Annotated in this window: 27 protein-coding genes and 2 tRNA genes; 23 read left to right on the top strand and 6 right to left on the bottom strand. The window is 54.6% G+C overall.

The genetic code is table 11. From position 1 onward, the window contains the following. Positions 1-42: 42 nt before the first annotated feature. From WC600_11480 to WC600_11470, 3 genes are all read right to left on the bottom strand, one after another. Positions 43-258 carry a hypothetical protein gene (locus tag WC600_11480; protein ID MFA4903348.1) on the bottom strand — a complete coding sequence of 72 codons (216 nt, stop codon included), beginning with the start codon at positions 256-258 and terminating at the stop codon, positions 43-45. Continuing rightward, positions 255-860 (bottom strand): tetratricopeptide repeat protein, encoded by a 606-nt coding sequence (locus WC600_11475; GenBank protein ID MFA4903347.1) that lies wholly within the window; start codon positions 858-860, stop codon positions 255-257. Before WC600_11475 ends, WC600_11480 begins: the two co-directional genes overlap by 4 nt. Positions 861-1,353: 493 nt before the next feature. Next, positions 1,354-1,743, bottom strand: a complete 390-nt coding sequence (locus WC600_11470) for a hypothetical protein (GenBank protein MFA4903346.1) — start codon at positions 1,741-1,743, stop codon at positions 1,354-1,356. Between the two features lie 147 nt (positions 1,744-1,890). Between WC600_11470 and WC600_11465 the strand changes: the two genes are divergently transcribed. The 8 genes from WC600_11465 (at position 1,891) to WC600_11430 (ending at position 7,533) form a co-directional block, all read left to right on the top strand. After that, positions 1,891-3,180, top strand: a complete 1,290-nt coding sequence (locus WC600_11465) for a phenylacetate--CoA ligase (protein MFA4903345.1) — start codon at positions 1,891-1,893, stop codon at positions 3,178-3,180. A 114-nt stretch (positions 3,181-3,294) separates the two neighbouring features. Further along, positions 3,295-3,380, top strand: a tRNA-Ser gene (locus WC600_11460). A 67-nt stretch (positions 3,381-3,447) separates the two neighbouring features. Next, positions 3,448-4,371: a hypothetical protein gene (locus tag WC600_11455; protein ID MFA4903344.1), complete on the top strand. Its 924-nt coding sequence runs from the start codon at positions 3,448-3,450 to the stop codon at positions 4,369-4,371. 52 nt (positions 4,372-4,423) lie between these two features. Further along, positions 4,424-4,515 (top strand) — tRNA-Ser (locus tag WC600_11450). 190 nt (positions 4,516-4,705) lie between these two features. Next, entirely contained in the window at positions 4,706-6,109 is a 1,404-nt protein-coding gene (locus WC600_11445) for an MFS transporter (GenBank protein ID MFA4903343.1), read from the top strand. Positions 6,110-6,236: 127 nt separating this feature from the next. Further along, the gene (locus WC600_11440; GenBank protein ID MFA4903342.1) at positions 6,237-6,431 is read left to right on the top strand and encodes a hypothetical protein; all 195 of its coding nucleotides are present in this window, start codon (positions 6,237-6,239) and stop codon (positions 6,429-6,431) included. A gap of 192 nt (positions 6,432-6,623) precedes the next feature. Next, a complete protein-coding gene (locus tag WC600_11435; protein ID MFA4903341.1) occupies positions 6,624-7,067 on the top strand; it encodes a hypothetical protein in 444 nt (147 codons plus the stop codon). A gap of 256 nt (positions 7,068-7,323) precedes the next feature. Further along, entirely contained in the window at positions 7,324-7,533 is a 210-nt protein-coding gene (locus WC600_11430) for a hypothetical protein (GenBank protein MFA4903340.1), read from the top strand. 170 nt (positions 7,534-7,703) lie between these two features. Here the strand turns inward: WC600_11430 and WC600_11425 are convergent, their stop codons facing one another. After that, positions 7,704-8,957, bottom strand: coding sequence for a transglycosylase SLT domain-containing protein (locus WC600_11425; protein ID MFA4903339.1), 1,254 nt, complete (start codon positions 8,955-8,957; stop codon positions 7,704-7,706). Positions 8,958-9,459: 502 nt separating this feature from the next. On the opposite strand from WC600_11425, the gene WC600_11420 reads away from it, so the two are divergent. The 10 genes from WC600_11420 (at position 9,460) to WC600_11375 (ending at position 19,566) form a co-directional block, all read left to right on the top strand. Further along, positions 9,460-10,044: an HD-GYP domain-containing protein gene (locus WC600_11420; GenBank protein MFA4903338.1), complete on the top strand. Its 585-nt coding sequence runs from the start codon at positions 9,460-9,462 to the stop codon at positions 10,042-10,044. 1,644 nt (positions 10,045-11,688) lie between these two features. Further along, positions 11,689-12,915 (top strand): hypothetical protein, encoded by a 1,227-nt coding sequence (locus tag WC600_11415; protein MFA4903337.1) that lies wholly within the window; start codon positions 11,689-11,691, stop codon positions 12,913-12,915. A 182-nt stretch (positions 12,916-13,097) separates the two neighbouring features. Further along, entirely contained in the window at positions 13,098-13,970 is an 873-nt protein-coding gene (locus WC600_11410; protein ID MFA4903336.1) for a branched-chain amino acid ABC transporter permease, read from the top strand. Between the two features lie 48 nt (positions 13,971-14,018). Continuing rightward, positions 14,019-14,369, top strand: coding sequence for a DUF559 domain-containing protein (locus WC600_11405; protein MFA4903335.1), 351 nt, complete (start codon positions 14,019-14,021; stop codon positions 14,367-14,369). Positions 14,370-14,503: 134 nt separating this feature from the next. Continuing rightward, positions 14,504-16,297, top strand: a complete 1,794-nt coding sequence (locus WC600_11400) for a thiamine pyrophosphate-dependent enzyme (GenBank protein MFA4903334.1) — start codon at positions 14,504-14,506, stop codon at positions 16,295-16,297. Beyond that, positions 16,294-16,803, top strand: a complete 510-nt coding sequence (locus tag WC600_11395) for a 2-oxoacid:acceptor oxidoreductase family protein (protein MFA4903333.1) — start codon at positions 16,294-16,296, stop codon at positions 16,801-16,803. Before WC600_11400 ends, WC600_11395 begins: the two co-directional genes overlap by 4 nt. 23 nt (positions 16,804-16,826) lie before the next feature. Next, on the top strand, positions 16,827-17,024 hold the full coding sequence (locus WC600_11390) for a DUF6485 family protein (protein MFA4903332.1): 198 nt from the start codon (positions 16,827-16,829) through the stop codon (positions 17,022-17,024). Positions 17,025-17,039: 15 nt separating this feature from the next. Continuing rightward, a complete protein-coding gene (locus WC600_11385) occupies positions 17,040-18,041 on the top strand; it encodes a branched-chain amino acid ABC transporter permease (GenBank protein MFA4903331.1) in 1,002 nt (333 codons plus the stop codon). Between the two features lie 12 nt (positions 18,042-18,053). Then, positions 18,054-18,830, top strand: coding sequence for an ABC transporter ATP-binding protein (locus tag WC600_11380; GenBank protein ID MFA4903330.1), 777 nt, complete (start codon positions 18,054-18,056; stop codon positions 18,828-18,830). Positions 18,831-18,858: 28 nt separating this feature from the next. Continuing rightward, entirely contained in the window at positions 18,859-19,566 is a 708-nt protein-coding gene (locus WC600_11375; protein ID MFA4903329.1) for a DNA alkylation repair protein, read from the top strand. A gap of 76 nt (positions 19,567-19,642) precedes the next feature. Here the strand turns inward: WC600_11375 and WC600_11370 are convergent, their stop codons facing one another. After that, complete coding sequence (locus WC600_11370; protein ID MFA4903328.1) at positions 19,643-20,089, bottom strand: hypothetical protein; 447 nt, start codon at positions 20,087-20,089, stop codon at positions 19,643-19,645. 256 nt (positions 20,090-20,345) lie between these two features. Between WC600_11370 and WC600_11365 the strand changes: the two genes are divergently transcribed. The 3 genes from WC600_11365 (at position 20,346) to WC600_11355 (ending at position 21,890) form a co-directional block, all read left to right on the top strand. Beyond that, positions 20,346-20,849 (top strand): hypothetical protein, encoded by a 504-nt coding sequence (locus tag WC600_11365; protein ID MFA4903327.1) that lies wholly within the window; start codon positions 20,346-20,348, stop codon positions 20,847-20,849. 179 nt (positions 20,850-21,028) lie between these two features. Beyond that, a complete protein-coding gene (locus WC600_11360; GenBank protein MFA4903326.1) occupies positions 21,029-21,394 on the top strand; it encodes a hypothetical protein in 366 nt (121 codons plus the stop codon). Between the two features lie 139 nt (positions 21,395-21,533). Beyond that, positions 21,534-21,890, top strand: coding sequence for a DsrE family protein (locus tag WC600_11355; protein MFA4903325.1), 357 nt, complete (start codon positions 21,534-21,536; stop codon positions 21,888-21,890). A gap of 76 nt (positions 21,891-21,966) precedes the next feature. On the opposite strand, the gene WC600_11350 is transcribed toward WC600_11355, so the two are convergent. Next, on the bottom strand, positions 21,967-22,725 hold the full coding sequence (locus WC600_11350; GenBank protein MFA4903324.1) for a YkgJ family cysteine cluster protein: 759 nt from the start codon (positions 22,723-22,725) through the stop codon (positions 21,967-21,969). Positions 22,726-23,010: 285 nt separating this feature from the next. Here WC600_11350 and WC600_11345 point away from each other — a divergent pair, with 285 nt between their 5' ends. Both WC600_11345 and WC600_11340 read left to right on the top strand, forming a co-directional pair. Beyond that, entirely contained in the window at positions 23,011-24,975 is a 1,965-nt protein-coding gene (locus tag WC600_11345) for an ATP-binding protein (protein ID MFA4903323.1), read from the top strand. A gap of 42 nt (positions 24,976-25,017) precedes the next feature. Beyond that, complete coding sequence (locus WC600_11340; protein ID MFA4903322.1) at positions 25,018-25,716, top strand: response regulator; 699 nt, start codon at positions 25,018-25,020, stop codon at positions 25,714-25,716. Positions 25,717-25,758: the final 42 nt, after the last annotated feature.

The following is a 25,758-nucleotide window of genomic DNA, read 5'->3' as shown; positions in this document are numbered from 1 at the left end:
TGGGGAGACAAAGGTCGAGTTTTTTTGAGGACGGTGACCAGGCTAAAAGAGCATGTCGAGAAAGTGTTCGTGGTATTCCCGCAGCTCTTTGTGACATTCTCCGCAGAAGAGGCGCACTTCCCCCTGGATTTCGGAATCATCGCTCACCGCGGAGAAACTGCCGTCTTCGTTTTGCACGTAAAACGTGGTGATGGTAACGCCTTCGGCGACTTCGTAGAAATCCGTATCATTGCCGCAATAGGGGCAGGCAATTCTCATTTGCCGTTCTCATGCTGGATAATTTGTTTCGGGTCTTGTTTGTACAGGGAGTTATGGGGCTCAAGCTTACGGGCCTGCTCCAATTCGATGGTGGCGCGTTTGAATTGTTGCCGTGAGACGCGTTGCTTGCCTTGCTTTTCGTAAATTTGCCCTTGGTGGGCAAAAAGGCAGGCCAGGTAAAAATGGGTGCGGGCGTTTTTGGGGTTGAGTTCGTTGGCGGCTTGCAGCTCCTGGCGGGCCTGTTTGTACTTATGCTGATGGTAATGGATAATGCCCAGGTTGCGCCACAAGGTCGCACGGTGGGTCTTGTCTGCGCCTTTCATGCTCTTAAGGATCAGGAGTTCCAGGCGCGCCATGGTCTCCTGATCATTGAGGGTATTGTCGTTCACCAGGAGGCGGTCACTCAGGTCCGCCACCTCGGAGGCCGACATCTCCCGCCCGGTGAGACCGTCTTTGAGCTTGGCCTGGTCCGAAGTTTCAGCTCGGGGGGACTCTGCGGGAGGGGTCGAGGATTCGGGCGGAATCACCATGGGCGCCGGGCCGCAACCCGCCATGCCACCCAGCAGCAAAAGGACCAACGTAGCAGCAATCACACGTTTCATGATCAATCTAACCGAGCACCTGCGGGATGGATTTTTAGGAACTTGTACCCTATCCACCCCAGGCCGTCAACCCCTTTTTACCCGTAGTTGGAGAGCTAAATCCGAGGAGAGTCACGATTGGCCAGGGAAATATTGGAAACCCTCGCGCAAAATTTGAGAATGACCTGCCTGGGGCACACATGCTTCAGAAAATAGCCGGCAACATGGTCCACCTGTTCTGGTCTCCGCAGGTGAAGATACGAGAATTCTAATCCGCATGGAAAGAGCGGGGAGGAAAAAGCGGAGCGAGGTTTGCCACCGCCTTGGGGATTGATTCAAAGCAGTCGCTCATGAGCCGTTGGCTCTCTCAAAACCATGAAACCCCGGTAGGGCGGGCGTCCCCGCCCGCCACTCAACTTTGAACTTTGAACCTTGAACTTTTCATAACAGCCATTAATAACAGAAGAACAGGCCCAAGTAAGTGAGAGACTTAAATCAATGCAGGCCGGTCTGGTCATCTCCAGCCATGGCATTGAAATAATTGTGCATAATAATCTTGCATAACTCGACTCCCTACGACGACACCATCGAGAGGATTATGGTTGTTGATCGGAATATTAATATATAAATCCGATGTCGCTATTGACACCGGATTAGCGGCATTATAACGATCCGATAATAATTGGATCGCCTCGGCAGTATTGGTAGCTCCGTACTCCCGAGCTAAGGCTGACTGTAAGGCCATTTCGGAATCAACCATATCACCCAAAGAAAAAATAGATTGGGCTAACTCGTTAGGGCCAAATAACAAATCATGTCTTCCTGCGGAAACCAAATCCCCCGTGGCGCCGAAGACTATCAGCCCCAAAATCAACAGCATGGGATAGAGAAAAACCCGGTCCACCCGTGGCCACCTTACGATCGTTCTTTTTCTTAAAATCGGTCATTACGCCAAGAACTTTAATTGTCCCCACCCCTTGACAGCAGGACGGTAACCGCATAAAAAATCCGGTAGCCGGCTGCATTTGGCTAATCCACCAGGAGATATGCAGTGTATTGGAATGCTGAGCTTGAAACCCTGAAACCCGCGGCCCTGCAAGAATTACAGTTTAGCCGCCTGCGGCAGACCGTAGAGCGCGCCGCGCAGAGCCCCTTTTATGCCCGGCGCTTGCAGGAGGCGGGTTTTGCTGCCGCCGATCTTAAGTCCGTCGAGGATGTCCGCAAAATTCCCTTCACCACCAAAAACGACCTTCGAGCCCACGGCTTAGAGATGTTGACCCTGCCCCTGACTGATATGGTGCGGCTCCACGCCTCTTCCGGGACCACGGGCCAGGCCACGGTGATCTACTACACTCGGGCTGATATCGAGACCTGGGCCGATTTGGTGGCTCGCTCCATGTACATGACCGGCATGCGGGCCACGGACGTCTTCCAGAATATGATGGGCTACGGCCTGTTTACCGGGGGGCTGGGTTTTCATTACGGGGCCGAACGGCTTGGGGCACTGACCATTCCCATCGGAGCCGGCAACAGCCTGCGCCAGTTGCAGTTGATGCAGCAATTCAACACCACCGCGGTCCACATCATCCCCAGCTATGCCCTGTATCTGCTCAACACCTTTGCCGCGCACGGCCTGGACCCCCGGGACCTGCCATTGCGGCTGGCGTTTCTGGGGGCCGAGCCCCACTCCGAAGATATGCGGCGGCGCATCGAGGTCGCCTATGGTCTCAAGGCCTACAATTCTTACGGGCTCTCCGAAATGAATGGCCCCGGTGTGGCCTTTGAATGCCCTGAGCAAAGCGGTATGCATGTCTGGGAAGACTCCTTTCTGTTTGAAGTGCTCGATCCTCAAACCCTGGAACCCGTGCGGCCGGGGGAGCCGGGCGAGCTGGTCTTCACCAACCTCACCCGGCAAGGCATGCCGCTTTTGCGCTACCGCACCCGTGACTTGGCCTCCTATGACGACGCGCCCTGTGCCTGCGGCCGGAGCTTTCGGCGGCTTTCCCGGATTATGGGGCGCACCGATGATATGCTGATCGTTAAGGGAGTCAACATCTTCCCCATGCAGATAGACAAGGTGCTCATGGCCATGCCCGAGGTGGGCACCCAGTACCTGGTGGAACTGACCCGGAAAGATTTTAGCGATATAATGCTGGTTAAGGTGGAAGTGCAACAGAGCTTCTTCCAGGAAGACCTCAAGTATCTCAAGCAGTTACAAAAACGGATTTCCGAGGCCTTAAAAAGCGAATTGCTGATTACGCCTCGGGTGGAACTGGTGGAGCCCAACACCCTGCCTCGAACCGAAGGCAAGGCCCAGCGGGTGATTGATAATCGGCAATAAGATGAGATTCATCTCCCCACCTGTAGGGGCAGATTTGAAACCTGCCCCTGCGCGGGTGCGGAGCCTTGCTTTCCTTGACAATCGCTGGGCGCGGTGTTAAAAAATATAGGTTATGGAGGGATGGCCGAGTGGTTTAAGGCAGCGGTCTTGAAAACCGCAGACCGGAAGGTCCGTGGGTTCGAATCCTACTCCCTCCGCCATTCTGATTATTGACAGATTTAGCTACTATCGTCCTTTTCTTTAGCACACTTTAAGAATTTAAGTATTATGTTTAGTGATTTCAATTTTCAATTACTTAATGACCCAGAATTTAAGGAGGACTCAGTTAGGGAAGAAATTCTTTTCCCTATTTTAAAAAGACTTGGCTATACTGCATCTGGTAAATGTGGTATTATAAGAAGCAAATTATTAGTTCATCCTTTTGTAATGATAGGATCTCAGTCTAAAAAAATTAATATAATACCTGACTATATTCTAACTTTTGATGGCGATTATATCGCAGTAATTGATGCTAAATCCCCCACTCAAGATATTATAAAATCATATCACGTTGAACAAGTTTATAGTTATGGTATTCATCCGGAAGTTAGAGTTAATCGTTATGCTTTATGTAATGGGAAGAAAATAGTTGTTTATGATATTGATAAATTTGAACCTATTTTAGATTTAAATATTGTTGAAATAGATAAAAAGTGGGAAGAAGTTGAAAAAGTATTGCGAGCAGATTATATTATATTTCCTGAAAAAAAGGACTTTGTTCCTGATCTTGGCCTTCGAATGCTTAAATCAGGTTTAAAAACTGATGTACCATTGCACTTTATAACTTTTGATATATTTGAAATCACAAAAGTCAGAGATGATTTGTATACTTCCTTCTCTAAAATGGACACAGATGATGGTGGCTTTGGACTATCAATGGATTATTCTCCCCAACAATTAGAACAAATACTCTCAATGCTACCGCAACAATATGCTGAAAAGATAAAAAATTTATTAAGTAGAGCACCGTTCAAAGTAATATTAAATTTCCCCATAAATCTAGTTCTTGAGGCAAAATTAGGCAAATTACAAAAAGGATTATATGAGCAATTTGTGCCTTTTGAAGCGGTTAATATAGATATAGAAGCATCAAAAGAAATATTTTGCGATACATTATCTACCATGGAAAATTTAATTATTGAAGAGAATTAAAGATAAATAAAATAATTACGATTTACTTTAAGATATAAAAGTAAGCCCTTACGGAGAGATGACCGAGCGGCCGAAGGTGCTCGCCTGCTAAGCGAGTGAGGGGGGAAACTTCCTCCGAGGGTTCGAATCCCTCTCTCTCCGCCAGTTTCATGGCGGTGGCCTGATCTTGGTCGCCGTTTCCCGAAAAATTCCCTCCCTATTCATCAATCCTTGCAGTTATAGGGCGTGCCGTGCACGCCATGACTTGAAATTCGCCGGCCACAGGCCCCCCTATTTTAACCAGGCTGCAAAATCTCCTCCCACTCTCAAACTCCTTGCAGTAAGATATAAAACCATGCCTGCGGCCGCGACTTCGCAAAGCTATACCCTGAACCGGCGCACCGTCCTCTTGACGGTCTGCTTCGGGGCCTTTATGGCCACCCTGGACACCAGCATCGTCAACATTGCCTTGCCCCAGATCGCCCGGGACTTCCATTGTTCCCTGGTGCAGATCTCCTGGGTCATGCTGATCTATCTCCTCATGAATGTTTCCTTGCTCCTCACCAGCGGACGGCTGGGGGATTTGCTGGCCCCGGGCAAGCTCTTTCTCTTAGGGTTGGTGGTGTTTACCGGAGCCTCGGCCCTGTGCGGCTTAAGCCAAGGGCTGGCCTGGATGGTAGGGGCACGGGCTCTCCAGGGAATCGGCGGCTCCTTGATGCTGGGGGTGGCTCCCAAGCTCATTGCCCTGACCTATAGTGAGGGGGAACGGGGTCTGGCCCTGGGTCTATTTTCCACCGCGTTCGCTACCGGCATCAGCGTTGGGGCGCCCTTGGGGGGAATCATCACTACATACCTGGGCTGGCCGTTCATCTACTATATAAATATTCCCATTTGTGGCGTTGCCCTCTGGGTGGGAAGCCGGGTGCTGACCCCGCTTAAAGCCCAAAAACCTTGGAGTTGGCAGTCATTTGACCTTGGAGGCGGCCTGCTCCTGGCCGGGACCCTGGGGCTATTCCTGTTGGGTTTAACCTGGCTCCAACAATCAGGCTGGGGGGCTGCGACCCTGGGAGCCTTGGGAGTGGCGGTGCTCCTGGCCCTGGCGCTGCATTTTATGGAACACCGCCACCCCGAGCCCCTGCTCCACCCCGAGCTCTGGCGACGGTGGCCCTTTGTGGTAGGCTCCCTGGCGGTGGTGCTGACCTTTGCCCCGGTGATGGGGACCTTCTTTTTGCTTCCCTTTTTCTTGGAACAGGTTTATCGCTATACACCGGATCAAACCGGGTTCTTGTTGGCGGCCTTAAGCGTGAGCAATGCCCTGGTAGCCCCTTTTGGGGGATATCTGGCGGACCGGCTGGGAAACCTGCTGGTCCTGCGAACCGGCGCCGCGTTGATCCTGGCAGGCTTGATTTCTCTGTTGTTTACCGGCCTGGAGAGTTCCACCCTGGCCCTGGCGGCCAGACTCGTGATTATGGGTCTCGGGTTCGGCCTCTTCCAGGCTCCCAATCTCAACGAAATTTTAAGCGATGTCAGTCCCTCCATGATTGGGCTGGCGGCCAGTACCAACGCAGTGTTAAAAAATCTGGGGTCGCTGATGGGCATTACTCTGATGGTCATGGTCTTTGCCTGGCTCAGCCAGGCCCATGTTGCCATCGCGGGGGTAAACGTCATGGGAATCGGGTCTTTCCAGAAGGCCTTTGCCCTGGCCGCCATGGTGGCGGCCCTCAATCTGGTGGCCAACTTATTGCCTCGCAAGCGTTGAGCGCCAACTTATAACCGTCAGCGTCCCGGTGCGCCGCCTATCTCCTTGGCCCAGGAGAGGCGCTGTGTTAATATCACATCAATTAAACTAGAGAACCAAAGGCCTTAGGGAGCCTGGGGAGAGTGTGGTGGGGCTGCAAACAGGGGAAATTCTGGCGTTGGCGGGTATGGGGGTTTTGTTGCTGAACAACCTGGGGCGCCGGCGGGCGCGCCAGGGGAAGGTGCCGGCCAAGGGGGGCCTGGCCCGGATGCTGTCCTGGGGCGATTACCTAGCCTTCGGCCTTATCCTGGCGGGCCTGGTGGTCATGTATATTCAAAAATAAGATTCTGCCGGAGGCCATCTCATGTTAAGGCCGTAATGCCCGTAAGCAGGTTCCGCCTTGAGAAAATCCGGACAGAATTTTATGCTTTACCCCATTGTGTCGATAAAGACGTGAAGGAACTCCTCTTAACTTAAATTTATAGGAGGAATGATGATAGAGCCGAGGGAGTTAAACCGGGTTTGGAGGTTGCCGATGCAAGGGCTCTGCTTAGTCTTTTTTCTCCTGGTGGTTGTGGTTGGTTTTTCACCCATTCCCCTGGAGGCCCAGGAAGGGTACGGAATATACCCACAGCCGTACCAAAGACCGGGGCAATCCACAACCACGACCAAAGAAGAGAAAGTGCAACCGGATGGGACAAAGACTGTTAAGGAAACTATGGCCACTGAATCTCAGGGGTCACGTTATAGCTACTCCGGCCTTCCAGGCAAATTTATCAAATCCGGAGGCCAATCCCGTGGTCAAGGCCAATTATCGGTTGATCGAGAGCCCAGAAGGCATTATAGCTTTGAATTTGCCAGCCAGGGACTTCCGAAAGGTACTAATCCTACGGAAGCCTATTGGTTTGAAAGGCAAGACGGAAAAATCATGTTAATTGACCCGCGCCTTACGCAAAAATATAGCAACAATCCACGATGAAAACGCAGGATGAATATGGCCGCCAAAGGGAGCAGATTGGGGTGAGAAGCAGGTAAAGAGGAACTGAACCGGTTAACACGAGGCCGACTCGGAAATCATCTGAAGGAGTCAACCTCAGCGCTTAATCCGGGAACAGGCGTATCTCGGTTGTCCAGCAGCGATTACATCAAGCGGTCTCCCGAGGTCCCTTATCGAGGGTCAAGAAAAAATTATGTCTTGCCGCTTTCATGACGATAACTAGCGTATGGAGGCGCCCATGAAACCCAAGTTGAGCCGCGAGCGCACGGTTATCATTGAGCCGGAAGAGTATGACGCTCTCATGGCCGAATTGCCCACCACGGAAGTCGAACTGAAATCCCCCTCAGAACCCGCGCAGATCGATGAGAAATTTAGAAAAATTGAATTTTACATGATGATTATCGTAGGTTTGATTTTGTTGGTTCTGATTCTTTGCAAACAATATTAAGGTCGAAACCTCTTACTGACTTGTCCACCCTGTCTTCCTGGAGAAAAGCCGCGTGCTCCTCGCCTGCTTGGTGCAAATGCTCAGGGGACTCCTGCCTCTGAGGTGCGTGTCCAGACCTCCGGCTATCGTCGGTAGGAACTTCTCTGGAATCATGCCTGTTCAAATTCAATTCATCTGGCCTGGGACACTAGTAACGCCTTGGACTTAGACTTCGACTTGGATAATTTTGGCTTAGGACTACCTTTCTTTTTGGCCAATTGGATAGATTTCGGCTTGGGTTTTTGCGCCAGGAGGGCTGGACTGGATTTGTTGTTTTTGCGGTTTAAGCCGGCCTTAGAGCCGCCGGAAGCAGGTGCTCCCTTTTTGCTTGCCTGGGCCTTGACGGCATGGGCACGGGGAGAGCCGAACAAGGATGCCACATAAGGCTCGGACCTGGCTTTGGTGGCGTGCTTGTCAGGGGTCTTTTTATCAACGGCATAGATCCTGCGGTTGGTCTTTTTGTTGAGAGCTTTCGCAGGCACGGTAGATTTCTGTTTGGCCAGGACGACATTATGGGGCTGAGGGTCATCCTCAGAAGGAGGGGGGTGAAGCTTTGCCAGTTTGGCAGATCTGGCCGGCATTACGGTTTTGGTGGACCTCGCCGGCGTGACGGTCTCTGCCGGGGATTCAGCCTGCGCTAATTCGAGGTTCGAAGGTGTATCGGGCGTTAGGGGGGATTGGTAAGGCACATTTCCAAAACCGAATTTCTGCGGATTCCTGGCGATGATGGTGGCGGCGATCATCTGCGGCACATAATTTCGGGTCTCGCCGGGAATGCATTTATTGGCGGAAAGTTCCCAGAAATTCTTATAATTGCTTTTGGTTAACTCCTTCTGGACCCGTCCTTCGCCGCAATTGTAGCTGGCGGCGGCCAGATACCAGGAACCAAATTGTTTATACAGGTCCAAAAGATATTGTGCGGCGGCCCGGGTTGATTTCTCGGGGTCCTGACGCTCATCGACGTTGCCGTTGATCACCAAACCATACCGCAGGCCGGTGCCCTTGATAAACTGCCACATGCCGCAAGCGCCGGCGGGAGAATTGGCCTTAGGGTTGAAGCCGCTCTCCACCATGGCCAGGTAAGCCAAATCCTCTGGCAGGCCATATTCCCGGAAAACTTCTTTGATCATAGGGAGATAGCGGCTCGAGCGAGTCAGGGAGCGCCTGGTGAACCCCTTGCGTTCCGTGGAAAAATAGACGACATAGGCCTTGACTTGCTTGTTCATCTGGATGGGAAAATCAAAGGAGGATTGATGTTCCCATTTTTTTAATTCTTCTTCTATAGTGCGATCCCGATCTTTGATGCCGCTTTTGGCATAGAGTTCATCCAGATGCTGGGCATTAATCTCCCCGGCGCTGGATTCCCCCTGATCCTCATCATCCACTGCAGCAAGGCCCCTATTGGGTTCCGAATGCCCCAGGGTACTTGGCAAACCACCACATCCCTCTATCATTAAGAGTAACGTTAGTGCTCCCAAGAGCCAGACAATTTTCCGCCAGCCTTTCCAGGAGCAACCCCAAATAGGCAAGTTCCCAGACCCGGGCCTCATAATCGCATTCTACCTCATAGTGGTAATAAATTGGTAAAGTTTTTTTTGTAATTCTTTAAAGTTGCTGCCGTGGATTCAATTTTAATCATCTTTTAATCAGAGGCAATAAGGTGTGGGCCTGATTTTCGCTCAGGGAAAACCCTGAAAGATCGACGGGGAGAATAAAGTGGCAGAAAGTCATCGCACCAGGGTTATCTTTCAGCCTTTGGCCTGGGTTCAAATCCGGGTTTTAGACGGATGAATTTCAGGTCTTCACCTGATTGTTGTTGGTTTCACATGACCTATTATGAGTCATCAGTCAGTATTGATTGACCATAATTCATTCCAGAGGTGCCCCATGACCGGCATAACCAAGGTGATCGAAGCTACCATGGAAGCCAAAGACCCTTACACCGTGCAACACCAGCGGCGTGTAACTCAGATAGCCCTAACTATTGCGGACAAGATGGGTCTAGCGGGTGATGTGATGGAAAAACTCCGCATTGCGGGAACGTTGCATGACCTGGGCAAGGTGGGGGTTCCCACTGAGATTCTGGTCAAGCCGGGCAGATTGACCGACCAGGAATTTTCCATTATCAAAACCCATCCGATGGTTGGGTTTGAGATATTACAACCCCTGGAATTGCCTCGACAGACCACCCAGATTGTGCTCCAGCACCATGAACGCTGGAACGGTTCAGGATATCCACTGGGCTTGTCCGGGAGCGAGATTCTTTTGGAAGCCAGGATATTAGGGGTGGCTGATGTGGTGGAGGCCATGGCGACCCACCGGCCTTATCGGGCGGCCCTGGGGCTTACCCTGGCCATGGAAGAGCTCTCCCGCAACCAGGGCGTCCTTTACGATCCTGCGGTGGTGCAATATTGTTCTGAGTTATATGTGGGAAATAGATTCGATCATGATTTTTCAGGACTCAGATTATGATAAAGCTCCGGTCATTCAGATAATCGCAGACCCTTTTGGTATCAGTTGCAATCACCGAGTTAAGTAAGTCATCGGAGAGGTGCGAAACTTCCTGCAATGAATAAAAGCAGAATTAAATTATAACGCTGATACGCTGTGACCATAAGACACTTCTTTAGCCCCTTGGAAATCTCTCTCAGATTGTTCCCGGTATACCCCTGTTATTATAAAAATAGATCTCCAGATTTAGGCAAATATTCTGAAATTTATGATTAAAGCCGGAGAAATTCTCGCCGCGGATGAAAAATGTCCCGAGAGTTATACTCATTGCCAAAAGTTATTTACCCCTCACCCTGACCATCTCCCACAGGGGGAGAGGAAAATATGGAAAGAACTTTTGAGCCTCTTGCAAATATCTCCCTGCCGGTCATTCTGAGGGAAAGAAGCAACCGAAGCATCTCATAAGTGACCAAACGGCTTTTTGCAAGAACCTCTCCTGGCAATAAGTATATTTTAGTATTTCAAAAAAAAGTGGCGTTAATTCAAAGGGGTAATCAATTCTACAATGCCATCTTTTATGGCATGGTTGCAACCCGGATCATGTCCGCGCTTGCAAAAGAAAACCTGTCACCTTTCTCATCATTGCTGGATCCGTCGCAGTTCTGAGTTTATGCTGTCTCCATGACTTGCCGGGATAAAAACGGTTCACTGCTGGCCAACCTGAGGAAAATCGGCAGACTCCAGCCGTTCCGCCTGTGCCGTGTCCCGGCACGAGGATGCCAGCCCAGCCTTAATTTATTGATATTAAAGACTAAATATTACGAAAGCCCGATTATTACCCTGGGACAAGCGCGGGACAAGCGCGTGACAACCCTGGCACCGCCTCGACCGGAACGCGCTTGCACGCGGGCTTAGACCGGGTATATGGCGAGGGTACCTCGGCAATGTCCCGGCACATGTGCCGGGTTTGCCCTTCCATTCGGCCCGCGCCCGACCATTTTCAGCGATTTTTGGGGTATCTTGGAGGGACTAAAAGCCATTTTCAAACCGTTTTTCTCTGTCATCATGAACGAAGCGCAGGCTCTTATAGTAGTAATTGCCAAAAGAGGTTCTTGCAAAAAGCCGTTTTGTCATCCTGAGCGAAGCGAAGGATCTCGTATTTTCACCCACTTATGAGATTCTTCGGTCGATTCGCTCCCTCAGAATGACAGGCAGGGAGATATTTGCAAGAGGCTCAAAAGGGTTTCTTGCAAAAATACCAGACCTTATGTGGTCGCAAGCTTTAGCCTTGTATTGAGAAATTCGCCGGTAGCACAGGCTTTCCAGCCTGTGCTTATGTCATATATACGGTTTCGACCGTAAAGAGACTTTTGCAAGAGGCTCTTTTGGCAATCACATATGTGAGTTTGGGAGGGTAAAGAAACGAAGGTCGGCGGCAATGGCTGGGTTCAGGATTGTATGATAAAATTAATCATTGAGAAATGCTTTGAGTTCGATTAAAAGAAAAAGATAAAAGATTTTGATGCATCGATATGAAGTCATAGTAAGGCATGCCGGGAGTACCGATGCTGCCCGACCTTGAACGGCTTATGAAAGAATTTCTCACCCTCTTTTCCTACCTGCTGGATCACCTGCAAGGTGACTACAGGAGCGTGGAGTTCTGCTATGCCCGAAAAGCCTGACCCTAAACACCTGGAAGCCTTGCTGACCAGAATAATGACGAAGAGGCAGGAAACGCTGGAAGCCCCGGAAAGTCAGGTTCAGGGCCAGGAACGGGTCATTGAGGCCGAGAAAATCCTGCTTCGGGATGGGTCTGGCAAAAGTCGGGGTAAAATTAGCGCCAATGAAGATGGTTCAGCCGGTCTGATTTTAAGCGATAACGCGGGCACCGCCTGGGCGTGGTTGGGAGTTAACCAGCACGGCGAAGCCTTTCTGGAACTCAAAGACTCAAGGGGAGAGATTAGCTTCAAGGTTCCGACGGGTGCTCCGACTCCGGAGGCGCCAGCCGCAAGTCCTGTGATTCCCCCCGGTGGCGTTACTCCAAGCCCACCTCCCGCATACCTCGGTTCCCAGAGCCCATTACAGCAGCCGCTCATGCCTGAGGTGGAAATCAGCGCCCCGGTGACTGGGCCTGAAATCGCTCAGACACCTCCCCCCGCTTCTCCTGAATGGAAGCCCGGTGTTGTGGATACCGCGGTGTATGATCGTCTGGAGGAATTAGAGCGCCAAAATCGGGGCCGAGGATTTTTCCGCACGGTCGTGTTGGGATTGTTGGTAGTGGTCCTGGCGACCCAGGCTTTTCTGTTTTCCCGGACGCAGACTCCCAACAGCCCCCTGGAAGTCCAGAGCCTGATGGTGCGCGACCAAAACGGCTATATCCGGGCCTGGCTGGGCGAAAAAGACGGCAAGCTCGCCCTGAACCTGAGGGACCAACACGGCAAACTCCGCGCCGTTATGGGGTTAGGCGCGGATGGTGCTCCCGCCTTGATCCTCTACGATGAGAAGCAACGGATCCGGGCCGAGCTGCAACTCGGCCCCAATGGCGAACCCAGGTTTACCTTGCGGGATAAGAGCAGCCTGGAGGGGAAAACCGAACAGCATACTTCCGGCGATCCGGACAATCAACAAGGCCTGGTGGTCTCTAATCCCGGCGATGAAGACGGGACCATGGCCAGCCCTGTGGCCGGCCAGGAAGAAACCATTGCCCGGGAGGCTGCGGCTGAGACCATATACGTGGGCTCCACCACCTCTAACAAATACCACAATCCCAGCTGCAAGTGGGCTAAGACGATAAGACCCTCGCGTTTGATCAAATTTAGCTCGGTGAAAGAAGCTCAAGAACGCAGTTATATCCCCTGTCCTGTGTGCAAACCGCCGGCACTAGCCAAGTAAGCCCTCAAACCCCACGAACGTGGGCAGGGGGAGGTGCCTTGCCCATAAGACGATGCAGCCAGGCCTATCCGCCCCCTTCCAGGTGTGGCGTTCGCCTTTTCCCTTGCCAGATAAGGCGCCCTTCAGATACCTTAAAGCTTTGAGGAAGGATAAGAGGCCGTATCTTCCCCGCCTGGAGAGCCATGGGCAGCCTGCACGACCTGATCCAGTTCATCTTTGCCGGTTTGACCGGAGGGGCCATTTACGCCCTGGTGGCGTTGGGCTTCGGGGTGGTGCACAACACCATGGGGATCGTCAATTTTACTCAGGTTGATTTCGTCTCCCTGGGGGGCATGATCCTCTATAGCGCCCTGGTAACGGCCGGTCTCCCTATGGCCCCGGCCCTGGTGGCGGCGGTGGCAGGCGTAACTCTGGTGGCCATCCTGGTGGAGGTGGTAGGCATCCGGCCGTCCCGTTCCGAAAGCCACCTGGTGCTGATCTTTCTGACCATTGGCCTCTCCATCATCTTGAGGGGGGCCATGAAAATCATTTGGGGCAAAAACCGCATGGCGGTGCCGCCTTTATCCGGAGAGGCGCCGCTGCACCTGGCCGGAGCCGCTATTCTGCCCCAGACTCTATGGATCTTAGGCCTCACCACGCTGGCCATAATCGGCCTGGTGCTGTTCTTCCGGAAAACCTCCATGGGCCTGGCCATGCGGGGAGTGGCCGCTAACCCCGAGGCCGCGGCGGTGGTGGGACTCAAAGTCTGGCGGGTGAAGGCCATGAGTTTCGCCCTGGCGGGAGCCCTGGGAGGTTTGGCCGGTTGCCTGGTGACCCCCATCACCACTTTGAGCTACGATGTGGGAGTGCTTTTGGGGCTCAAGGGCTTTGCCGCGGCCATCCTGGGTGGCTTCGGCTCTTTTCCCGGGGCCATTCTGGGAGGCCTCATCCTGGGACTTTTAGAGAGCCTGGGAGCGGGCTACATCAGCAGCGCCTACAAAGATGTCATCGCCTTCGTAGTGCTACTTCTGGTCTTGTTCATCCGGCCCCGGGGACTGTTGGGCGGGGAAGGGTAGGCGTTTCCCCCCTTTTCTAAAGGGGGGATTAAGGGGGGATTATAAGGCGTGCTGCCTTACAACAAAGGCCTCAAGCAATTTGCCAGGGAGTTGCGCCATAATTTGACCGAAGCTGAGGCCTATCTCTGGCTGAGACTGAGGAAAAGACAGCTTAAAAACCGCCGATTTTACCGGCAGAGAATTATTTGCAACTATATTGTGGACTTTTATTGTCCCGACGCCAAGTTAGTAATTGAAATCGATGGGAGTCAACATTATACAGAACCAGGACTGACAAAAGATGCTATGCGGGACCGCCACCTGGCCGACTTAGGACTCAACATCATGAGAGTGTCAGCCAGGGAAGTTTTTGAGAATACTGAAGGGGTATTGGAGAGAATTTATGAGCTTTTGCCATAATCCCCCCTACCCCCCTTTAAAAAAGGGGGGAAATTTTTCAGAGGATTTTTCTTTTCGCACAAACACAAATCATGAAGAAACAAACTTCTAAAAACAATGCATCAATCCAACACATCCTCATGGGCAATGAGGCTATGGGCCGGGGAATTGTAGAGGCCGGATGTACCGTGGCGACTTCATATCCCGGCACCCCGGCCTCGGAAATCTTGCAGTCCGTGGTGGTCTTTACCAAAGAGACCGGGGTTCTGCTCTATACCGAGTGGTCGGTGAACGAGAAAGTAGCCTTTGAAGTGGCCCTGGCCAACTCCATGAGCGGCCGTCGCTCCGCGGTGGCCATGAAGCAGGTGGGGCTGAACGTCGCCTCGGACCCGTTCATGCGCTCCGCCTACCTGGGGGTCAAGGGCGGCCTCGTCGTCATCTCCGCGGACGACCCCGGTCCCCACAGCTCCCAGACCGAACAGGACAGCCGCTTTTTCGCCATGTTCGCCAAGGTGCCGGTCCTGGACCCATCGAGTCCCAAGGAAGCCAAGGACTTGGTGAAAATTGCTTTCGAGCTTTCGGAGCGCTTTGAGATTCCAGTCATGGTCCGGCCCACCACCCGGGTCTGCCACGCCCGGGAGAACGTCCCTTGCGGGCCGCCTCTGCGTTTGGAACGCCCGGCCCGGTTCGACAAGGACCCCCGGCGCTGGTGTGCCACCCCTCAGTTCGTGCGGGAATTACACCATCTCCTGAATGAAAAAATAGACCAGATTGCGACCTTGCCGGAGTTCGCCCCCATTCTCACCCCTGGGGACGGCTCGCATCCCGGCGCTTGCATCATTGCCTCAGGCGTGGCCTTTGCCCATACCTGGGACTGGTTGGCGGAGTTGGACCTCTTGGGGCGGGTTGATTATTACCAGGTGACCATGCCCTACCCCCTGAACCGGGATTTCATCGAAGCGATCAACTCCCGGTATAAAAAAATTCTGGTCATCGAGGAGACGTATCCGGTTATTGAGCTGCAGTTGGCCAACCGCGCCATTCAGGGGCGTACTTCCCACATGATCCCTAATGATGGGGAACTGACTCCGGATGTCATCCGCCCAGTTTTGGAGGCTTTCCTGGACTTACCTGTCCGGAGCAGGGTGACCGTCCAGAGCGGCGGCGATCGGCCCACTCTGTGCGCCGGCTGCGCTCACCGGGCGGCATTCTACGCCATCAAAGAGACCTTTCCGGCGGGGATATTCCCCAGCGACATCGGTTGCTACACCCTGGGCCTCAACCTGGGGGCGGTGGACACGTGCCACTGCATGGGCGCGGGGATCAGCCAGGCCGCGGGATTTTACCGGGCCTTTGCCGCGGCGGGAGCGGAGTTTCCCACCATCGTGGCCACCATCGGGGACTCCACCTTTTTCCATGCCGGTGTCCCGGCGCTCTTGAACGCCATATTTAACCAGGCTCGCTTCGTCCTGGTGATCCTGGACAACGCCACCACGGCCATGACCGGCCATCAGCCCACCCCTCAGGTGGGGCTCACTGCCGCCGGGGATATGGGCCACCCGGTGCTGATCCCCGACCTGGTGCGGGGTTGCGGCGCCGGCTTCCTCCGGGAGGCCGACCCCTACGACCTGCCCGCGTTCATGGAACACCTGAAAGAAGCCGATGCTTACTGTCGAGACCCCGAGGGCGGGGTGGCGGTGATCATTGCCAAGCATCTCTGCCTGCTGGACCGGGAGGCCCGGAAATCCCAGACAACTTACGCCATGTGCGTTACCGAGGATTGCACCGGCTGCCTTCACTGCCTGGAGGAGTTTGAGTGTCCCGCTCTGTCCATGGATGAGGCCGACGGCCGGGTGGTCATCGACGGAGTCCGCTGCGTCGGCTGCGGGGTCTGCGTTCACGTCTGTCCCACGGGAGCCATCACCGCGGTTAAGGAGGGCCAGCCATGAAGCAGCAGATCATCGTCAGCGGGCTGGGAGGGCAGGGGACCCTTACCCTGACCCGGTTGTTGGCGGAAGCCGCCGCGGCCATGAGTCTGCCGGTCATCACCTCCGAAACCCACGGCATGGCCCAGCGGGGCGGCACGGTCATTTCCATGATCAAAGTGGGGCCCTTTCGGGGTCCCCTAATCCCCGCGGGCGAGGCGGACCGCGGCTTGTTCCTGCACCCCAAGAATCTGGCGGTGCACCGCTTTTACCTGAAACCGGGTGGGGCCGTGTTCGTCAATACCGCTACGCCCGGAGATTACCTGAACGTGGACGCCCGCGCTCTGGCCGCGTCCCATAGCCTGCCCCCGGTGGCGGCCAACCTCATCCTTCTGGGGTATGCCGCGGGTAAAGGCGGATTGTTCGCCGAGCCGGACCTCCTGCTGGAGGTGATGGCGGCCAAGACCCTGGAACGTTTTCGGGAGACCAGCCTGCGGGCCTTTCAGGTGGGGTTGAATGCAACGGCATAGGAAGAAAAAAGGAGATTGTAAGAATGAAAGAATGTCCCAACCAGCAGGCTAATCTGGCGAAATGCAACTGCACCTATGAGCCCTGCGAACGCAAAGGCATCTGTTGCGAATGCCTCAGCTATCACCGCGTGTCCGGCGAGTTGCCGGCGTGTTATTTCTCTCCTGAGGTGGAGCGCACGTATGACCGTAGCATCGCACGCTTCCTGAAATCCTCCCGTTAAGCTGGAACATTATCCATGGGGGTTTGGGAAAAGGCCAAATTTTTCGGCATCCGCCATCGCACGGGGCTTATGGTGTGGGGGCTGGCCATGATTTTAGCCCTCGCGCCCCTGGTGTTGCGCAATCCTTATACCCTGGGCATTCTCAACCTCATCGGCCTTTATGTTATCGTCGTTTTGGGTCTCAACCTGTTCATAGGCTTTGCCGGCCAGATATCCTTGGGGCACGCGGCGTTTTTCGGCCTGGGGGCTTACGGTTCAGCCATCCTCACCGTTAGCTATGCCTGGCCCGCCTGGCCTGCCATGGCCCTGACTGCCATAGTGGTGGCGCTTATGGCCTTGATCATCGGCGTTCCCACCCTGAGGCTCACGGGGCATTACCTTGCCATGGCGACCTTGGGGTTTAACTATGTCGTGGACAGCATTTTCGTGGAATGGGACGCGGTCACCGGCGGGCCCAGCGGCCTTTCCGGGGTGCCGCCCCTGTCCATCGGAGGCCTGACCTTCGACAGTGATTTCAAGTTTCATTACCTGGTTTGGGCTTTTGCCCTGGTGGCTCTGACGCTGTGCCTCAACCTGGTGCGGAGCGGGGTGGGACGGGGGTTGGCTGCCCTGGCCCAGGACGAAGTTGCCGCCGCCGCGTTGGGGGTTGACGTGCGGCGCAAAAAAATTAGCGTATTTATTCTCTCCGCGGTATTCGCCTCAGTGGCCGGCAGCCTCTACGCCCACTATTTCGGCTACGTCAACCCCGAAGGTTTTAGTATCTTCAAGTCCCTGGACCTGGTAATTATGGTGGTGGTGGGTGGGCTGGGGTCCGTCTGGGGCACCCTGTTCGGAGCGGGGTTCATTACGGTGCTCCCGCATTTTCTGGGATTTCTGGAAACCTACACGGATATCATTCACGGCCTGATCTTGGTGGTGATCCTGCTCTTCTTGCCCCAGGGTTTCGTATCCGGGTTGGTGGACATCATTCGTATCCGCTGGGCACGGCGACGGTTGGCCATAGACGAACGCCCATGAGGGATCGTTTCCATGTCCGGCGATCTTCTTGAAATTTTCGGTCTCAGCAAGCACTTCGGGGGAGTGCCGGCTCTGGCCGACGTCAGCTTTTGCGTAGAACAGGGGAAAGTCACTGCCCTCATCGGTCCCAACGGCGCAGGCAAGACCACCCTCATCAACTGTCTTACCGGGGTCAGCCGGCCGGACCAGGGAGACATCCGGTTCCAGGGCGCTGATATTGCCGGGATGGCGGCTCACCGGGTGGCTCGCCTGGGCATTACCCGCACCTTCCAAAACCTCCGCATCTTTCCTCGCTTATCGGTTTTGGACAACGTTCTCTGCGGCCTCACCATCCAGGCCGGCGCCTCCATGCTGGAAGCACTCTTCCGTCCTCCCGGGCTACGGCACCGGGAGCGGCGGTTGAAACTCATGGCCCTTCAGACCCTGGACGTCTTCGGCCTGGCGGACAAGGCCAGTTGGCCCGTGGGGGTGCTGCCCTATGGAGACCGGAAATGGGTGGAGATGGCCCGGGCCTTTGTGTCGCAGCCGGTCCTGACTCTGCTGGACGAACCGGTGGCGGGCTTAAATCCTGAAGAGACTGCGGCGGTGGCCACCCTTATCCGCCAGATGCGGTTGGCGGGGAAAACCATGGTTCTGGTGGAACATGACATGGAGCTGGTGATGGGGGTCTCAGATCACGTGGTGGTCCTGGACGGCGGCCGCCGCATCGCCTACGGGACCCCTGACGAAGTGCGCCACAACCCCCTGGTGCTGGAGGCCTATTTAGGTCGGATCAGCGTCACGGCCTAAACCCGAATCGAAAGGTGGCACTCCTGCAATGCTGATGGTAGAAATTCAGGGAGAGTTGGCCCGTCTGGGGGATACCCGGCAGGCCGCCATACTCCAGCGCTTCTTTAAGACCGGGCCGGGAGAGTACGGCGAGGGCGACCGGTTCCGGGGTATCCGCGTCCCGGTCTTGAGAAAATTAACCAGGAAGTATCGCCAACTGCCGTTGGCCGAGGCTGTAGAATTGCTCCGGTCCGCCTTCCACGAAGACCGGTTACTGGCTCTCTTCGTCCTGATGGACCATTACTACCAAGGCGAAGACGCCGTCAGGTCCAGAATCCACCATCTTTATCTGGAGCACACGACGTTTGTCAATAACTGGGACCTGGTGGATGCCTCGGCCCCGCACCTGGTGGGCCATTACCTGAGAGAGCGCGATAAGTCCCTGCTCTCGCGCCTGGCCGTGTCTCCGGTTTTGTGGGAGCGGCGGATAGCCATCATGGCCACCTTTGCCTTTATCAAAGAGGGAAATTTTGATGAGACCCTCAGAATCGCCCGCCTCCTGCTAGGCGATTCGGAAGACTTGATTCACAAAGCGGTGGGCTGGATGCTGCGGGAGGTGGGTAAGCGCGAGATGACCTTAGCGGAAACCTTCCTGCTGGCCCATTACCGGAAAATGCCCCGTACCATGCTGCGCTATGCTATTGAGAAATTTCCCGAAACCAAAAGACAGGCTTACCTGAAAGGAACCCTGACCTGATGTGCCTTATTGGGGAAGCAGGGTCGAGACGACCGGGACCGTCAGGGTGCGGCGGTCCCGATCCGGGGCAGTCTTGCTATTGCATGGTGATATTGAAGCCCTGGGGGCCGATGTTCAACTGCACCCCCTGCTGCACCGCATACAAATTGATAATAACGCCGCTCTGGTTCTGCATGGTCAAGCCGGCTGCACCCCCGGCCAGGGCGATGCCTGCCCCGGCGGCCGCATAGTTGCCGGCAAACTGGGAAATATTGTTCAAGTTGTAGACGTTGCCCACCGCGCTGATGGAGGCGATGCCTACATTGCCCACGCTGAGGCCATCAATCTTGAAGAGATAGCGCTTGCCGTTGTACCTCAAAACGCCGCTGCCCGAACTGAAGCCGATGCCCGCGGCCACGCTGGTCATATCAATGGAGACCGAAGCGACGGGGTAGTACGGCTGCTGGGCTGTACCGGGGGTGACCGCCACCAGGATAAAGGCCACCATCGCCAGACTGAGAAGAATTCTGCTTGTGCGCATCATTGAGCATCCTTTCTTTTAATGGCTTTTATGGTTCAAGGTTAAGCGTTTGCCGCGTAAAGTCAAGGTCGATCTTACCTGATCATAAATTTTCGGAGAACGCGCTAAAGCCCTCTGACGCGGATCTTCAGTCTCGTAGCCGAACTAATGCCCTGGTCAGACCTCCATCATTCCCCTATAATGCAAAAAATCATATTCGCAAAGCTCCACCGTTTCAATGACGGAGCGGTGATTGATCGCGGGTTTTGCAAAGGTATTTATGAACCAGAAGCTGCGTTTCTATCTGGGGCTGTTCTTCTTTGTGTTGGCCTGGATCTTGCCCCTCTTCGGCATCCTGGTGGCCAAACTGAACCTGTCCCTGGGCGCCAAAGCCACGATCATCGGCCTGCTGACGGTGGGGGGGCCGGAATTGTTGGGACTTCTCGCGGTGTTGTGTCTAGGCAAAGAAAACCTCATGCACCTCAAAAATAAGCTCCTTGCTTGCCTGAAGCGTGTCAAACCCACCGCCCTGGTGAGCCGGAACCGATATCGGCTGGGTCTGATCATGTTCCTGTTGCCGCTCATACCGACCTACATTATGGCCTATGCCCCGCAATGGCTTCCGGACCATTCTCCTCAGCGGCTCTACGTCAATCTGGCTGCGGACTTCATCTTTCTGGCCAGCCTCTTCGTGCTGGGGGGGGATTTTTGGGACAAACTGCGGGCTCTCTTCGTGTATGATGCTCGGGCGGAGTTTGAGCCACGGCCCCTGGAAAAGCTCTGAGGGGTGCTCTGGTCCGGCGTTGCTTTTGGGACACGATAAGGCTATGTGGATATAATTATACTCGTTGCCAAAAGTTTTATTGCTACTAACCCCTCACCCACTCCCACAAGGGGAGAGGGGAATAAAAGGAAAGAACTTTTGGCAAGCGCCATAAATTGGCAAGAGGTTAAGAGGGCTCCATGGATACTCAATTAACGGTGGGCACCAGGATATATCGTCCTGGCCGGTTGGTAGAGACAGAGGATGGCGTCCGTTTGGAGCTGGAAACGCCTGGCATGAACAATTTTGGTGACGGCACCATCATGCTTCGGGCCGTGCCCCACGAGGCCTTTCTTCCCGACTGGCTGGCGGCGCCCTGGGAAGCCCCCGGGGGCCGGGTTTGCGTCTGCGATGAGCCCATCCCGGAGGACTGGACCTGCTTCGAAGTCTTCTTCGCTGACGTCAACTTCGTGGCGGTTTCGCCGCTGCCCGGCGACCCGGTGGAGTTGAAACAGAAGCACCTGGAGGCCGCTGGCCCAGGCCAGGGGGATGCTGAAGGCCAATGAGATGCGGGACACGGCCGCTGACCTCTTCGGAGACGGAAAAATCCCCTTGTGGCCTTCACCTATGTGCAAAACCGCGGTATAATGGTCTTAGCAATCGCAAACTCATTGCAATTTTGTACACGTTGAGCGAGGAGTTTTTATGAGCAAATTTCTCTTTGTTCTGACCCGGGGTCCGGAAGACCCCACCCGAGCGGTGCGCTGCTTCCAATTCGCCAAGATCGCCGCTGACAAGGGCCATGAGGTCACGGTGTTCCTGGTTGACGATGCCACCTATTTTACCAACCTGTCCCTTACCGAACGGGTCAAAGCCCCCACCGGGGATGAACTCATCACCTACTGGAAGTTCCTGGTGGAGAAGAAGGCCACCATCCTAGTATGCAAACCCTGTGCAGAAACCCGGCTCATCAGCGCCGACGACCTGCCCCCGGGCACGGCCATTGGCACCGGCGTCACCCTGATCGACCTGGCCGCGGAATCCAAAGTTTTTACGTTTTAAGTCTGATAATTTCCCTTCCAGGCTTAACTAACATCAGGGCTCCCGGGAGGCAGGGCAAGGCTCTCCCGGGACTCCTTCAAGCCGGTGATCTGAATACGGCTTCCCCAGTTATCCATCTCTCCGCACAATTTTCCTGGGTGAAAAAATCATGCAGGGCCCGGTCCAGGCTCAACGTCCCGGCCTGGCAGCCCACGGCCCGGCAGCCCTCCAAGATGCCGGCGCTCACCGACAGGACAGTGGCGTGGCGGTGTTCGTAGTATTGACTTCCAGCCAGGCTGCCGGAATGTAAGTCGGCCTCGCAGCGCTCCCGGTTCAGGGCGTGCATGGCGCGGCAGACCAGGGGCCTGATGGGGTAGACCGAACATTTGCGATCGCGCAACAAGGGGCAGGGCAGCTCTTGTCTCAGGGTGGCGAGCGCAACTTTGCTTTTACCCGCGGCCATGGAGAGGTTTTTGGCCACCTGGGTCAGCACCAGGTTTTTTTCCCCGTCGGAAAAATGCCGGTGGATATGGTGGCCGAGGAGCAGGGCTTCCGGGGGAGTCAGTTCCACCAGATTATGGCAGCAGGCGTCGCAGCCTTCCTGGCAGGCCAAGGGTTGGGGGAGCGGGTTTTCAGCTTCAAAGCGCCATACCAGGTGCTCAGCCAGGAAAAAGGCACTGGTGGCGATTTCCAAAACCCGGTCCAGCCCCCGGCCTTGATGGACGATCTCAACCACATTTTCCCGGGCGGTACGGACGATACCTGGATTGACCGGGCTCGTCGGCAAGGCGCGGCTGGCTGAGCCGGCAGATCGTCGGTTCTTACTAAACTTTTTGCCCTTAGATGCCTTACCCATGCCGCCGCGCCCCCAAGATAATGTTGTAAGCTGAATTATAGCCCAATTTAGGTGAACATATCGGTGAATATTAACCAAATAATTTAAGGTAAAACAGGCTGTCCCGGGGTCGACTGAGAAAGGAAAGTTTTCTGCCCCCTAAGCCTATTAAGGTCACAGTCCATCTCACGGTCTTGCAATTTTTATAGAAAATTTACAGGAGCGGTAATAATTTTTACGACATTATGATTATTGATGATTTACCCTTATGACTAGTAAAAAACCGGCCACAAATGAGGGAATTTCATGAGGTCAGACAAGGTGAACGCCACGATAGAAAGAATCCTCGTATGCGTAGGCCCGAATCCTGCCTGCATCGATTTGATCAGATCTGCTCAGCAAATGGCCAGCCGTTTGCAGGCGGAATGGTTTGCCGTCTACGTCGAGGACCCCAGGATGCTGCGGTTGCCGGAGGCAGAACGGAACCGAGCCGTCTATAATCTGCGGCTGGCCGAGCAATTGGGCGCGGAAACCATCACCTTGAGAGGTCGTGCCATCGCCGCCGAGATTATCACCTTCGCCCGCAGGCGGAATATCTCCAAGATTATTACCGGCAAACCGCGCCGGTCGCGGTGGAGAGAGCTTATTTCCCGGAGTCCGGTGGACGAATTGGTGCGTTTGGGCGGCGATATCGATGTTTATGTCCTGACGGGAGCACCGGGAGAAACGAAAGAGTCACCGGATCTGGTTCAGCCGAAGGGCATCCATCGGCCTGAATATGAGATGGGACTCCTATATTTTGTCATAGCCACCGCTCTTTCCTTTCTGATGTTCCCTTACTTCGAACTTCCCAATCTCATTATGGTTTATCTGCTGGGGGTGATGGTCACTGCCATTTATTGCGGGCGGGGACCGGCTATCCTGGTTTCTCTCTTGAGCGTTTTAGCCTTTGACTTCTGTTTTGTCCCGCCCCGATTTACCTTTGCGGTGGAGGCAAACCATTATATCCTCACCTTCGGGGTGATGTTCCTGGTGGCCCTGGTGATCAGTCACCTGACCACCCTGATTCGACGGCAAGCCGAAGCTGCGCGTTCTCAGGAGCGCCAGACGGCCGCGGCGTATGACCTCAGCCGGCAACTCGCCGGCGCCAGGGACGTTGAGCAGATTCTCCAGGTCGCGGTGGAGAATATCGCGAAGATCCTTGGGTGTCAGGTGGTGGCACTGCTGCCCGACGAAAAAGGCCGCGTCCACGTGGCCGCAGGTGATCTTGCCTCGGTCTTTCACAAAGACATCATTAAAGAAATGAACGTGGCCCAATGGACGTATGAGAACGGGCGGACGGCCGGGTGGGGGACCCAAAATTCACCTGCTTCCGAGATTCTCTATGTGCCCTTGCAGGCGACTAACGCCACCTTAGGCGTTTTGGCCTTACGGCCCCGAGCCCCGGAATCGCCCCACTGGCTGTTGCCGGAGCAATTTCGCCTGCGTTTCCTTGAATCCTTGACAAAGCAGGTCGCGCTGGCTTTGGGAGTCGAGCACCTGGAGAAGGCGGCCCTGGACGCGCAGATTTCCATGGAAACCGAGCGCTTGCGTTCCTCGCTGCTCTCTTCCATCACCCATGACTTTCAAACGCCTTTGGCGGCTATTATGGGTTCCGCCAGCAGTCTGATGAATTTGAAGGGGCGGCTGGAAGACGAACCGGCCCGGGAAATGCTCCACAACATCTATGATGAGGCGGAGAGACTGAGCCGTTTGGTCAGTAACCTTCTGAATATCGCTCTGCTGGAGTCAGGCTCGCTCAAGTTGCACAAGGAATTGCAGCCTCTGGAAGAAGTTGTGGGCGCGGCGCTTAACCGTTTGGAGAAAAAGCTGGCAGACCGACCGGTGACGACAACTCTGCCCCCTGATCTGCCCATGGTGCCACTGGATTCGGCTCTGGCGGAACAGATATTTATTAACTTGCTGGAAAACTCGCTCAAGTACACCCCGCCCGGGTCTCCCCTGGCCATCAGGGCCGTTAAGCAGGACCAGGAGATTGAAGTGGAAGTGAGCGATTCCGGCCCCGGGTTTCCCCCGGAAGATCTGCAACGGATATTTGAGATGTTCGAGCGCGGTACCCGTAATCTTGACCAGAAAGGTTACGGCTTGGGACTGTCCATTTGCCGGGCCATCGTGGAAGCCCACGGCGGGCGGATATGGGCGGAAAATCGTCCTGGTGGGGGAGCAACCGTAAGGTTCACCTTGCCTCTAGAAGCAAATGACGATCAATAACTTCTTCAGGCTCGCGTGTCCTGGTATGGAGGCAGAAATTCCGTGTCCGATTCCGGTTGGCTTGTGCTGATAGTCGAAGATGAGGTTCCTATTCGCCGTTTTTTGAAAACGGCTTTGGAAGCCCAAGGGTTTAAACTGCTGGAGGCCATCACCGGAGCGGAGGCGATTAATCTGACGGCCTTGCATAATCCCGATATTATCCTGCTGGATTTAGGCTTGCCCGATCTTGATGGCCTGGAAGTGATCAAAAGAATTCGGGAGTGGTCCACAACTCCGATCATTGTGATCTCGGCCCGTGGTAAGGATAAAGAGAAAGTGGAAGGCCTGGACGCCGGCGCTGATGACTATTTGGCCAAGCCCTTTAGCGTGGAGGAACTCTCCGCCCGCATCAGAGTGGCTATCCGTCACCTCACCCGCTCCCGGGGCGGCGAGGGCCCGGTCTTCCAAACCGGAGAGCTGCGGGTGGACCTGGCCCAGCGCCTGGTTTGGGTGGGGGGAGAGGAAATTCATCTTACCCCCATCGAGTTTAAACTATTAGCCGTATTAGTGCGTCATAGCGGCAAGGTGGTTACGCAGAGGCAACTCTTGAAAGAAGTCTGGGGTTATGGCAGCGATGAGCAAGGGCATTATCTGCGCAACTACATTCACCATCTCCGCCACAAATTGGAAGCCGACCCGACGCGCCCGGCCTATTTAAGCACCGAACCGGGGGTGGGATACCGGCTGAGGTTTAAGGAATAAGTCTCGAAAGGACCTTTAAAATCGGGGCAAGGGCGTGGACCA

The sequence above is a fragment of the Desulfobaccales bacterium genome, from assembly GCA_041648175.1.
Taxonomy (GTDB): Bacteria; Desulfobacterota; Desulfobaccia; order Desulfobaccales; family 0-14-0-80-60-11; genus 0-14-0-80-60-11.
The sequence above is the reverse complement of the archived record's forward strand: the minus strand, read 5'-3'. Positions and strand labels throughout refer to the sequence as shown.

Coding starts and splice junctions, on each gene's coding strand:
- WC600_11480 (MFA4903348.1), bottom strand. CDS start 258: ATGAGAATTGCCTGCCCCTATTGCGGCAATGATACGGATTTCTACGAA.
- WC600_11475 (MFA4903347.1), bottom strand. CDS start 860: ATGAAACGTGTGATTGCTGCTACGTTGGTCCTTTTGCTGCTGGGTGGC.
- WC600_11455 (MFA4903344.1), top strand. CDS start 3,448: ATGTTTAGTGATTTCAATTTTCAATTACTTAATGACCCAGAATTTAAG.
- WC600_11445 (MFA4903343.1), top strand. CDS start 4,706: ATGCCTGCGGCCGCGACTTCGCAAAGCTATACCCTGAACCGGCGCACC.
- WC600_11435 (MFA4903341.1), top strand. CDS start 6,624: ATGCAAGGGCTCTGCTTAGTCTTTTTTCTCCTGGTGGTTGTGGTTGGT.
- WC600_11430 (MFA4903340.1), top strand. CDS start 7,324: ATGAAACCCAAGTTGAGCCGCGAGCGCACGGTTATCATTGAGCCGGAA.
- WC600_11420 (MFA4903338.1), top strand. CDS start 9,460: ATGACCGGCATAACCAAGGTGATCGAAGCTACCATGGAAGCCAAAGAC.
- WC600_11415 (MFA4903337.1), top strand. CDS start 11,689: ATGCCCGAAAAGCCTGACCCTAAACACCTGGAAGCCTTGCTGACCAGA.
- WC600_11410 (MFA4903336.1), top strand. CDS start 13,098: ATGGGCAGCCTGCACGACCTGATCCAGTTCATCTTTGCCGGTTTGACC.
- WC600_11400 (MFA4903334.1), top strand. CDS start 14,504: ATGGGCCGGGGAATTGTAGAGGCCGGATGTACCGTGGCGACTTCATAT.
- WC600_11395 (MFA4903333.1), top strand. CDS start 16,294: ATGAAGCAGCAGATCATCGTCAGCGGGCTGGGAGGGCAGGGGACCCTT.
- WC600_11390 (MFA4903332.1), top strand. CDS start 16,827: ATGAAAGAATGTCCCAACCAGCAGGCTAATCTGGCGAAATGCAACTGC.
- WC600_11385 (MFA4903331.1), top strand. CDS start 17,040: ATGGGGGTTTGGGAAAAGGCCAAATTTTTCGGCATCCGCCATCGCACG.
- WC600_11380 (MFA4903330.1), top strand. CDS start 18,054: ATGTCCGGCGATCTTCTTGAAATTTTCGGTCTCAGCAAGCACTTCGGG.
- WC600_11375 (MFA4903329.1), top strand. CDS start 18,859: ATGCTGATGGTAGAAATTCAGGGAGAGTTGGCCCGTCTGGGGGATACC.
- WC600_11370 (MFA4903328.1), bottom strand. CDS start 20,089: ATGATGCGCACAAGCAGAATTCTTCTCAGTCTGGCGATGGTGGCCTTT.
- WC600_11365 (MFA4903327.1), top strand. CDS start 20,346: ATGAACCAGAAGCTGCGTTTCTATCTGGGGCTGTTCTTCTTTGTGTTG.
- WC600_11360 (MFA4903326.1), top strand. CDS start 21,029: ATGGATACTCAATTAACGGTGGGCACCAGGATATATCGTCCTGGCCGG.
- WC600_11355 (MFA4903325.1), top strand. CDS start 21,534: ATGAGCAAATTTCTCTTTGTTCTGACCCGGGGTCCGGAAGACCCCACC.
- WC600_11350 (MFA4903324.1), bottom strand. CDS start 22,725: ATGGGTAAGGCATCTAAGGGCAAAAAGTTTAGTAAGAACCGACGATCT.
- WC600_11345 (MFA4903323.1), top strand. CDS start 23,011: ATGAGGTCAGACAAGGTGAACGCCACGATAGAAAGAATCCTCGTATGC.